Raw genomic sequence first — 9,907 nt, 5'->3', positions numbered from 1 at the left:
GCGCCGGCCGGGGGGCCGGTGGGGCTTCGGCAGGGGCCGGCGGGAAACCGGTTAGGTAATCCGGGCGAAGTCGCGTAAGGTCGTGTTTACCGACGCGGGGTGGAGCAGCTCGGTAGCTCGCTGGGCTCATAACCCAGAGGTCGCAGGTTCAAATCCTGTCCCCGCTACTCAGTAGCAACGAAGGGCCCGGAGGCACTCAGCCTCCGGGCCCTTCGTCGTTCCCGGGGGCGGCTCCCTCGTGCGGGGGAGGCCGGCGAACCGCTCTGGTGAGGGAGGTGGGGGAGGGGGCCGCCGCGGGAGGCTTCTCGGCGTCGGGATGACGGGCTTTCGAAGGGGCCGGGGATGAAGCGGGTGCTGGGCGCGGTGGCGATCACGGCGGGGGTTCTGGTCGGGATGTCGGGCTGCCTGCCGATCGGGGACGACCAGGAGCACCGGACGGTCGGCTACGGGGTGGCGGAGCCGGTCAGGGAGCTCGTCGTGGAGGGGCAGAACGGCGGCGTGGAGGTGATCGGCGGCGGTGACGGCGTGCACGTGGTCGAGGAGCAGAACTACAAGGGGGGCGCCCCGAACAGCACGCACGAGGTCAAGGACGGCGTGCTCCGGCTGACGTACGACTGCGACTCCTGCGGGATCGGGTACACCGTGCACGTGCCGGCCGGGACGAAGGTCCGGGTGAAGGAGGGCAACGGCGGCATCAAGCTGAACGGGCTCGCGGGCGAGGCGGAAGCCGAGGTGACCAACGGCGGGGTGGAGGCCAGCGGGTTGAGCTCCCCGCAGGCGAAGCTGACCGCGGTGAACGGCGGGGTGCGGGCCGACTTCTCCTCCGCGCCGGCCAAGGTGGAGGCGCGGACGACGAACGGCGGGGTGCGGCTGAAGGTGCCGACCGGGGAGGCGTACGCGGTGGACGCGCGCGCCGGGTCCGGTGGGGTGGACGTGGGCATCCCCTCGCAGCCGGGGGCAGCGCACAGCATCACGGCGACCACCGGGTCCGGCGGTGTGACGGTCAGCGGTGTCTGACCGGGCCGTTCCGGAGGCCCTGCCGGTAGGGCATGATCTTCTCCGCGGGGGCGGCGTCCCCGGTTACGGGGGAGGTACCGGGGTGGAGCGTGCGTCGGGTCGGCTGAACCGGCTGACCGGGCTGAGTCCGTACGTGCCGGACTCGCTGTTGGCGGGGGCGGCGGCGGGGGTGGCGGTCTGGGCGGTGGCCCAGGACGACACGGCCCGCCCGTGGTGGATCTACCTGCTGGCGGTGGCGACCGCGCTGTCGCTGCCCTGGCGGCGCCGGGCACCGCTGACGGTGCTGGTGCTGGCGACCCTGCCGTCGTTGCTGATCTCGATCGTGGCGCACTCCGCGAACCCGCAGGTGCCGCTGTCGGGGGTGATCTCCTTCTACACGGTCGCGGACCGCTCCTCGGAGCGGGCGCGGTGGAGTGTGCTGGCGGTGGTGGTGGTCGGCAACGTGCTCGGCACCCACTCGCCGAACGGCGCGCTGTTCAGCCTGGTCACCTCCGTCGGTACCTTCGTGTTCGGCTCGCTGGTGCGCGCCCAGCGGCAGTTGGCCCGGCTGGAGGCGGAGCGGGCCCGGGACGCGGGCGAGCGGGCGGCGAGCGAGGCGGCCCGCGCGGTTGCGGAGGAGCGGGCCCGGATCGCGCGGGAGATGCACGACATCCTGGCGCACGCCGTCTCGCTGATGGTGATCCAGGCCGAGGCCGGGCCGGTGGTGGTGCGCAGTAACCCGGACCGGGCGATCCGCGCGTTCGACACCATCGCCGACGCCGGGCGCGACGCGATGGTCCAACTGCGGCGCGTGCTCGGGGTGTTGAAGGAGGAGGGGGCCGGCCAGGAGCTGGCGCCGCAGCCCCGGCTGGCGGAACTCGGCGCGGTCGCCGAGCGGGTGCGCCGGGCCGGTCTGCAGGTGGAGCTCGACGTCGCCGACGGGCTGGGCGCGGTGCCCGCCGACGTGGAGGCGGCGGCCTACCGGATCGTGCAGGAGGCGCTGACCAACACGGTCAAGCATTCGGGGGCCGACCGGGCCGCGATCAGGGTGCGGCGGGGCGGCCAGGAGCTGGAGGTCGTGGTCTCGGACAACGGCCGCGGAGTGGCGCCGGCCGTCGGCCGTACGGTGGTCGGCTGGTCCGGCGGGCGCGGGCTGGTGGGCATCCGGGAGCGGGCGGCGGCCTGCGGCGGGCGGGCCGAGGCCGGCCCGGGGCCGGAGGGCAAGGGTTTCCTGGTGAGTGCCCGGCTGCCGTTGGGGGCGGGCGGCGTGGTGGAGAGGGCGGGCGGATGAAGCCGATCAGGGTGGTCGTCGCGGACGACCAGGAGCTGGTGCGGGCCGGGTTCGGGATGATCCTGGACGCGCAGCCGGACATCGAGGTGGTGGCCGAGGCCTGCGACGGCGCCGAGGCGGTCGAGGCGGTCCGCGAGCACGGCCCGGACGTGCTGCTGCTGGACGTCCGGATGCCGGTGATGGACGGGCTGGAGGCGGCCCGCCGGGTGTGCGCGGAGTTCCCGGCCACCAAGGTGATCATGCTGACCACCTTCGACATCGACGACTACGTCTTCGACGCGCTGTACGCGGGGGCCAGCGGCTTCCTGCTCAAGGACGTCCGGCGGGACGATCTGGCACACGGGGTGCGGATGGTCGCCTCGGGGGAGGCGCTGCTCGCGCCCTCGGTGACCAGGCGGCTGATCGGCGAGTTCGCCGCCCGCCGGCCGGGCGCGCCGGATCGGGCGGTGCGGCCGCCGTCCGGGCTGCTGGAGCAGCTGACCCTGCGCGAGCAGGAGACGCTGCGGCTGATCGCGCGCGGGCTGTCCAACGCGGAGATCGCGGCGGAGCTGGTGGTCAGCGAGCACACGGTGAAGACGCACGTCAGCAATGTGCTGAGCAAGCTCGGGCTGCGGGACCGGGTGCACGCGGTGGTGTTCGCGTACGAGGCGGGGGCGGTGGTGGCGGGGGAGGCCTGAGCCGGGCTCCCCTGCGGGGCCTGAGCCGGGCTCCCCCTGCGGGGCTTGAGCCGGGCTCCCCCCTGCGGGGGAGGCGGCCGGTTCGCCGGTACGGGCGATCCGCGACGAGGGCCCCGGCAGACAGGCTGTGCGGTGTCGGAACGGATCACGGACACCGCAGGAGATCGCAGATGAACGCCGCCGCTCGCAGCACCGCCGGCAGCAGTACCCGCCTCACCTCGTACGCCGTCGTCGGCGCCCCCGCGCTGATGGCCCTCTACGGCGGCATCCGGCTGGTGCCGGGCTCCCGGGAGCCGGGCCTGGGCTGGACGGCCGGCCACACCGCGATGTTCGCCGGGCTGCTGCTGTTCGCCCCGGTCTTCCTCGCCCTGCGCAGACTGCTCGCCCCGCGCGGCACGACGGCCGGGCGGGTGGCCGCGGGCGCGGCGCTGGGAACGGCCCTCGCGGGGCTCGCGGCCTCCCTGGTGCAGATCGGGATCGACCTGGTCGTCGGCCTGGCGGCGGCGGACAAGGCCGAGCAGTCGCGGCTGTTCGACCGGGTGCAGGGCGTCCCGGGCGTGCTGCCCGCCGTCTACCAGGTGGGCCCGCTGCTCTTCTACGTCGGCCTGCTGGCGCTGCTGGTCGCCGCCTCGGTGGGCCCGGCCCGGGCGCTGCGCTGGTGGAGCCCGGTCCTGGTGCTGCTCGGGACGGTCGCCTCGGCCGCCGACCTGGCGCTGATCCCGCTCGCCGCCGGCTGCTTCCTGGTGGCGCTGAGCCCGCTGGCCCGTCCGGCCGCCGCGACGCCGCGGCCGGTGCTGGTCTGACCTCGGCGCGGTGCCCGCGGTGTGATCGGTGCCCGCCGCGCGATGTCCGGTGCCCGCCGCGCGATGTCCGGTGCCCGCCGTGTGATGACCGTCAGCTCATCCGGAAGACCGGTCCGCGCGGGGTGAACGGCAGCCCGGCGCCGCGGGGGACGAGGAAGGCGTGCTCGCGGCGCACCCGCAGCACGTCGCACTCGCCGTCGGTGATGACCAGCACGGGCGCCCCGGGCGGGAAGTCCCCGGCCCGCTCCAGCAGGTCGATGCCCGGCTGCAGGACGGTGCCGCCGCGGCCGCGCACCCGGACCCGCCCGGCGATCTCCTCGACCGGGAGGTACCCGGCGTCGTGCGGGGCGGCGTCGCAGTGCACCACCCGGGCGGCCGGGACGTCCCGGGCGGCGGCGTACGAGGCGATCGCGCCAAGCGCCTTGCCGAGCAGCGTCGGGCTCATCGATCCGGAGGTGTCCAGGACGACCCCGAAGGTGCAGCGCGGCACCTCCTCCTCGGGGCGGTAGCGGCCGGCCCGCGGGATGTCCGGGGTCGCGGACTGCCGGCGGGCGGGGCGGGAGTAGCTGCGCACCGGCTCCGGGCTCGGCACGAACTCGTCGAACCAGCGGGCCAGTTGTGCGTCCCAGGGGAGCGGGGGATGGGCGAGTGCGCGGATCTCCTCGACCAACCCGGCCGGGAGCAGGCCGCGTTGGCGCTGGTGCAGCTCGAAGCCCTGCTGCAGGCCGCGCCGGTAGAAGTCGTCGAGGTCGACGTAGTCGCGCGGGCCGCGGTCCAGCGGTTCGCCGAGGATGTCCGGGCGGTTCTTCCCGGCCATCGTGGCGAGGCGGCGGATCCGGCGCTGGTCGCCGACGATCCGGTCGTACACCTCCTCGGCCGACAGGCCCTTCAACTGCGGGTCGTACAGGAGGCCTTCGGGCATGTCGCCGACGCCCATCTCCAGCAGCCAGCCGTTGATGACGTAGTCGGCGGCGACGTTGAACAGGAACGCGTCCCGGCCGCCGCGGCGTTCGCCGTGCCGCAGGGCGGCGTGCAGCATCTCGTGGCCGAGGATGAACCGCCACTCTTCGTCGGTGTGGTGGCGCAGCGGGTTGATGTAGATCTCGCCGGCCTCGGCGTTGACCGCGGCGACCGCGATCCCGTGGGCCCGGGCGAGTTCGGCGTCCGCCACCACGGTGAACCCGGCCGCGATGCCGCCGAGCAGCGGGTACGAGGAGACGAACCAGTTGAGCGCCCTGGTCCAGGGCCGTTCGGGCAGCCGCTCGCCGGTCTCGCTGTCGATCCGGCCGCCGGCCCGGTCCATCGCGGCGGACATGGTGCGGGTGAGCGCGGCCGCGAAGGCGCTCTCCCAGTCCTTGGGCACGTGGTACTGGTTGTCCCACTCGACCAGCAGCTGGTCGCGGTCGGCGGTGCCGGCCGTCCCGGCGGCGCCGGCCGGCGGCAGGCCGTCGCGGCGCCAGCGGGCGGCCAGCTCCTCCTCGTCGCCGCCGGGGTACTCCTGCGGGAGGGCGACCGGGGCGCGGCCGACCGGGAAGGTGGCGAGGAAGCGGTTGACCACCGCGCAGCGGGCGGCGGCCGCGCACTCGTCCGGCTGGACCCGGGAGCCGCGGGCGGCCGGGACGTGGCCGAAGCCGAGGTGCAGCAGGCAGTGCGCGAGCACCCAGGCCCACTCCTCGGGCTCGGCCCGGCGGCGCGGGTTGACGTGCACGGTGCCGTCGGAGTCGACCACCGCCCAGCCGTCGGGCGGGGAGACCGTGCACTCCTCGCTGCGGCAGACCTGGGCGGGCAGGGCGGCGAAGGCCGGGTTGCGGCGCAGCAGGCCGAGGCCCTCGGCGAAGACCTCGGCGCCCGGATCCGGCTTCTTCTTCGCCGCCGCGGGCTTCACCGGCGGGCCTCGACCAGCCGGGGCATGTCCCGGGCGGCCTCGATCAGGAACCAGGAGGGCAGCACCGGGTTGCCGTCCGCGCCGTCGGCGATCACCGTCTGGGCGACCTCCACCGAGATCTCGGCCAGCTGCACCAGCAGCGACTTGGCCCGGAAGGCGGTCTGCCGTTGCGCCCCGGAGGCGTGCTCCTTGCTGGCGGGCAGCTCCTTGACCAGGCGTCCGCGGAAGGCGTCGGCCAGGTAGTAGAGCAGGTCGCGGTCCTCCAGCCGGTGCGGCCAGCGGGCGTCGCCCTTGAGGATCGCCTCCAGGCCGTACGAGTTGCGGACGATCTTCGCGTAGCCGCAGAAGGCGATCGCGTGCTGCGGGGTGAGCAGGCCGTACGCGACCACCTTGAGGGTCCCCTCGTCCAGGGTCGGGCCGAAGGACTGCAGCGCGTCGGAGAGCATGTGCCAGGCGCGCGGGGTGGAGAACGGCTCCTCGGTCTTGGGCGGGGCGGACCACAGGTGGTCGGGCCGGTCGGTGAGGTAGTCGACGACCCACGGGTGGATCCCGGCGCCGGCCGCCCAGCGCAGCCAGTCCTCGGCGTTGGCCCGCAGATGGACGTGGACCATGCGGTTGACCAGCGCGGACGCCATCGGGCGGGCCAGCGCGCCGTCGGTGGCGCGGTTCCCGGCGCCGATCACGATCGAGCCGGGCGGCAGCTCGTACGAGCCGATCCGGCGGTCCAGGATCAGCGAGTAGAAGGCCTTCTGGACGTCCGGCGAGGCCGCGTTGAGCTCGTCCAGGAAGAGGCAGTACGGCTCGTCGCGGGCGATCTGCTCGGGCGGGCAGAACCGGGATCGGCCCTCCGGGGTGAGCTGCGGGACGCCGATCAGGTCCTCCGGGGCGAGCTGGGTGCCGACCAGGCTCACGCACTCCAGGCCGAGCGACTCGGCGAACGCCCTGACCAGGGAGGACTTGCCGATCCCGGGAGCCCCCCAGAGGAACACCGGGCGGACGGTGGCCAGTCCGAGCAGCAGCTCGGGGATCTGAGCGGGCGAGACGCTGACTGCTCCCTGCACGGGGCTCCTTCGCGGTACGGCGGGTGACCGGCCCAGTGTGCGGCCGGAGTTGACGCGGCGCACCCGGATTTTCGGTGGCCGCGGGCGGGCCCGGGGCCGTACCGTCCGGGGCATGAACGCGAAGCGCCCCCTGATCGCCGTGCTCACCGGCGCGGGCATCTCGACCGACTCGGGCATCCCCGACTACCGCGGCCCGCAGGGGCTCTGGCAGAAGGACCCGTCGGCCCAGCGGATGGTCACCATCGGGCCGTACCTCGCCGATCCGCAGGTGCGCCGGGCGGCCTGGGTGATGCGGCGGGAGGCGGGGGCGCTGGCGGCCGAGCCGAACGCCGGGCACCGGGCGCTGGTCGAGCTGGAGCGCTCCGGCCTGCCGGTCCGGGTGCTCACCCAGAACGTGGACGGGCTGCACCGGCAGTCCGGCCTGCCCGCCCGCAAGGTGCTCGAACTGCACGGCACCGCACGGGAGGTGCAGTGCGTGCGCTGCCGGGTGGTCGGCCCGATGGCGGACGCGCTGGCGCGGGTGGAGGCGGGCGAGCCGGACCCGGCGTGCCGGGAGTGCGGGGGGATCCTGCGGCCGCGGACGGTGATGTTCGGGGAGGCGCTGGACCCGGTGGTGCTCCAGCAGGCAGACGCGATCGCCAAGGCCTGCGACCTGTTCATCGCGGTGGGCACCAGTCTGCAGGTCTACCCGGTGGCCTCGCTGCCGCAGATCGCGCTGGAGTCCGGCGCCCGTCTGGTGGTGGTGAACGGTGAACCGACGCCGTTCGACGAGGCGGCGGACGAGGTGATCCGGGAGCCGATCTCGGCCGCCCTTCCGGCGTTGGTGCGGAAGTTGCTCACCGAACACTCTTAAAACGGACGTACCGGATGCGTACGATGATCCTTCCGGCTCCCCCTGACGGCCTGGAGTGATCTTCCGATGACGACGACGGCGAAGTTCGACCCCTGGTCGGCGGCGTTCGTGGCCCACCCCTACGACGCGTACGCCGAACTGCGCGCACACGCGCCGGTGACGTACTTCGAGCCGACGAACCAGTGGCTCGTCTCCCGCCACGAGGACGTCAGCGCGCTGCTGCGCGACCGGCGGCTCGGCCGCACCTACACCCACCGCTTCAGCCACGCGGAGTTCGGCCGCCCCGAGCCCGACCCGGCGCACGAGCCCTTCCACACCCTGAACGACCACGGGCTGCTCGACCTGGAGGCCCCCGACCACACCCGGATCCGCCGCCTCGTCTCCAAGGCCTTCACCCCGCGCATGGTCGAGGGCCTGCGCCCGACCGTCCGGCGCCTGGCCGGCGAGCTCGTCGACGAGCTGCTCGCGGCCGGCGGCGGCGACCTGATCGCCACCGTCGCCGAGCCGCTGCCGGTCGCCGTGATCGCCGAGATGCTCGGCGTCCCGGAGAGCGACCGGCACCTGCTGCGGCCGTGGTCCGCCGACATCACCGGGATGTTCGAGCTCAACCCGAGCGAGGAGACCGCCCGCCGGGCCGTCACCGCGAGCATCGAGTTCTCCGACTACCTGCGCGCCCTGATCCGCGAGCGCCGGGCGGCCCCGGGCGACGACCTGATCAGCGCGCTCATCCAGGCCCAGGAGGGCTCCGACGCGCTCAGCGAGCAGGAGATGGTCTCCACCTGCGTGCTGCTGCTCAACGCCGGCCACGAGGCCACCGTCAACACCACCGGCAACGGCTGGTGGGCGCTGTTCCGCAACCCCGGGGAACTCGCCCGGCTGCGCGGCTCGGTGGACGAACTGCTGCCCACCGCCGTCGAGGAACTGATGCGCTGGGACACCCCGCTGCAGATGTTCGAGCGCTGGGTGCTGGAGGACATCGAGGTCGGCGGCGTCACCATCCCGCGCGGCGCCGAGATCGCCCTGCTCTTCGGCTCCGCCAACCGCGACCCCGAGCGCTTCGCCGACCCCGACCGCTTCGACCTCGGCCGCACCGACAACCCGCACATCACCTTCGGCGCCGGAATCCACTTCTGTCTCGGCGCCCCGCTCGCCAGACTGGAGCTCACCGAGTCCTACGGCACCCTGCTGCGCCGGGCCCCGGGCCTGCGGCTGGTCCGCGAGCCCGAGTGGAACCCGGGCTACGTGATCCGCGGGCTCAAGGAACTGCTCGTCGAGATGTGACGAGATGTAACGAGATGCAAGAGGGAAGAGGGGGAGCGGCCGTGGGCAAGGCGACGGGGGCACTGCTGGGGCTGGCGATCGGGGACGCGATCGGCCGGGTGACGGAGTTCAAGACCGTCGAGGCGATCGCCGCCGACCATCCGGACTGGCGGCAACTGCCGTTGCCGGAGCGGGCGTTGGTCACCGACGATACCCAGATGACGCTCGCTCTCGGCCGCGGCCTGCGCACCGCCCTGGAGCGCGGGCCGCTGACGCCCCTTCGGCTGGAGCGGCCCGTCCGCGAGGAGTTCGTCGACTGGTGGCGCTCCCCGGAGAACAACCGCGCCCCCGGCATGACCTGCCTGCGGGCCTGCGAGCGGCTCAGCCGCCCCGAGTACCGCTGGCAGCAGGCGAGCGACGTCGGCTCCAAGGGCTGCGGCGCCAACATGCGGGTCGCCCCGATCGGGTTGATCCGCGACCTGGACGCCCGGCAGCTCTCCGGCGCCGCCCAGCTGCAGTCCGCGCTCACCCACGGCCACCCCACCGCGCTCGCCGCCAGCGACCTCACCGCCTACGCCGTCCGCAAGCTCGCCGAGGGCGTCCCGCCGGCCGGACTGCCGGCGGTGCTGCGGGCGTACGCGCTGGCGGGCCGCGAGCGGTACGACGAGTTCTGGCTCGGCGACCTCGCCGACCGCTGGTACGGCAGCTCCCCGCAGGCCGTCCTCGCCCGCGGCTGGGGGGACTGCCTCCAGGTGCTCGACCAGCTGGAGGCCGCGCTCGCCGCACCCGACGTCGAGGCCGACCCGTGCCTGGCCACCGGCGAGGGCTGGGTCGCCGAGGAGGCCTTCGGCACCGGCCTGCTCTGCTTCCTGCTGCTGCCGGACGACCCGGTCGCCGCCGTGCGCCGGGCCGCCTACTCCAGCGGCGACTCCGACTCCCTCGCCTGCCTGACCGGCGCCTTCGCCGGCGCCCACCACGGCGAGGCGGTCTGGCCCGGGGAGTGGGTCGAGCGGATCGAGTACCGGGACGAGCTGCTGGCGCTCGGGGCGCTCTGGGACTGAGAGGGAACCCGAAGGCGGGG

The 9,907-nt window shown here is 74.3% G+C and carries 9 protein-coding genes and 1 tRNA gene; 8 read left to right on the top strand and 2 right to left on the bottom strand.

The window, feature by feature from the left end:
- Window positions 1-93 precede the first annotated feature (93 nt).
- From OP86_RS17925 to OP86_RS17905, 5 genes are all read left to right on the top strand, one after another.
- Window positions 94-167: transfer RNA gene (locus OP86_RS17925), tRNA-Met, on the top strand.
- A 175-nt stretch (window positions 168-342) separates the two neighbouring features.
- The gene (locus tag OP86_RS17920; protein WP_030055783.1) at window positions 343-1,017 is read left to right on the top strand and encodes a DUF4097 family beta strand repeat-containing protein; all 675 of its coding nucleotides are present in this window, start codon (window positions 343-345) and stop codon (window positions 1,015-1,017) included.
- Window positions 1,018-1,099: 82 nt separating this feature from the next.
- The gene (locus tag OP86_RS17915; protein ID WP_030055784.1) at window positions 1,100-2,287 is read left to right on the top strand and encodes a sensor histidine kinase; all 1,188 of its coding nucleotides are present in this window, start codon (window positions 1,100-1,102) and stop codon (window positions 2,285-2,287) included.
- Window positions 2,284-2,964, top strand: a complete 681-nt coding sequence (locus OP86_RS17910; RefSeq protein WP_030055785.1) for a response regulator — start codon at window positions 2,284-2,286, stop codon at window positions 2,962-2,964. The genes OP86_RS17915 and OP86_RS17910 overlap by 4 nt, the downstream gene beginning before the upstream one ends.
- Window positions 2,965-3,134: 170 nt before the next feature.
- Window positions 3,135-3,767, top strand: a complete 633-nt coding sequence (locus OP86_RS17905) for a hypothetical protein (protein ID WP_051830205.1) — start codon at window positions 3,135-3,137, stop codon at window positions 3,765-3,767.
- A gap of 91 nt (window positions 3,768-3,858) precedes the next feature.
- Here OP86_RS17905 and OP86_RS17900 read toward each other — a convergent pair whose 3' ends face one another.
- Window positions 3,859-5,652 (bottom strand): vWA domain-containing protein, encoded by a 1,794-nt coding sequence (locus OP86_RS17900; RefSeq protein ID WP_030055787.1) that lies wholly within the window; start codon window positions 5,650-5,652, stop codon window positions 3,859-3,861.
- On the bottom strand, window positions 5,649-6,713 hold the full coding sequence (locus tag OP86_RS17895; RefSeq protein ID WP_030055788.1) for an ATP-binding protein: 1,065 nt from the start codon (window positions 6,711-6,713) through the stop codon (window positions 5,649-5,651). The genes OP86_RS17900 and OP86_RS17895 overlap by 4 nt, the downstream gene beginning before the upstream one ends.
- Window positions 6,714-6,825: 112 nt before the next feature.
- Here OP86_RS17895 and OP86_RS17890 point away from each other — a divergent pair, with 112 nt between their 5' ends.
- The 3 genes from OP86_RS17890 (at window position 6,826) to OP86_RS17880 (ending at window position 9,887) form a co-directional block, all read left to right on the top strand.
- The gene (locus OP86_RS17890; RefSeq protein WP_030055789.1) at window positions 6,826-7,566 is read left to right on the top strand and encodes an SIR2 family NAD-dependent protein deacylase; all 741 of its coding nucleotides are present in this window, start codon (window positions 6,826-6,828) and stop codon (window positions 7,564-7,566) included.
- Between the two features lie 66 nt (window positions 7,567-7,632).
- Window positions 7,633-8,847, top strand: coding sequence for a cytochrome P450 (locus tag OP86_RS17885; RefSeq protein WP_030259758.1), 1,215 nt, complete (start codon window positions 7,633-7,635; stop codon window positions 8,845-8,847).
- Window positions 8,848-8,861: 14 nt separating this feature from the next.
- Complete coding sequence (locus tag OP86_RS17880) at window positions 8,862-9,887, top strand: ADP-ribosylglycohydrolase family protein (RefSeq protein ID WP_051830204.1); 1,026 nt, start codon at window positions 8,862-8,864, stop codon at window positions 9,885-9,887.
- Window positions 9,888-9,907: the final 20 nt, after the last annotated feature.

Source organism: Streptomyces novaecaesareae, assembly GCF_000716875.1.
Lineage (GTDB): Bacteria > Actinomycetota > Actinomycetes > Streptomycetales > Streptomycetaceae > Kitasatospora > Kitasatospora novaecaesareae.
This window is presented reverse-complemented; position numbering and strand designations above follow the sequence as displayed.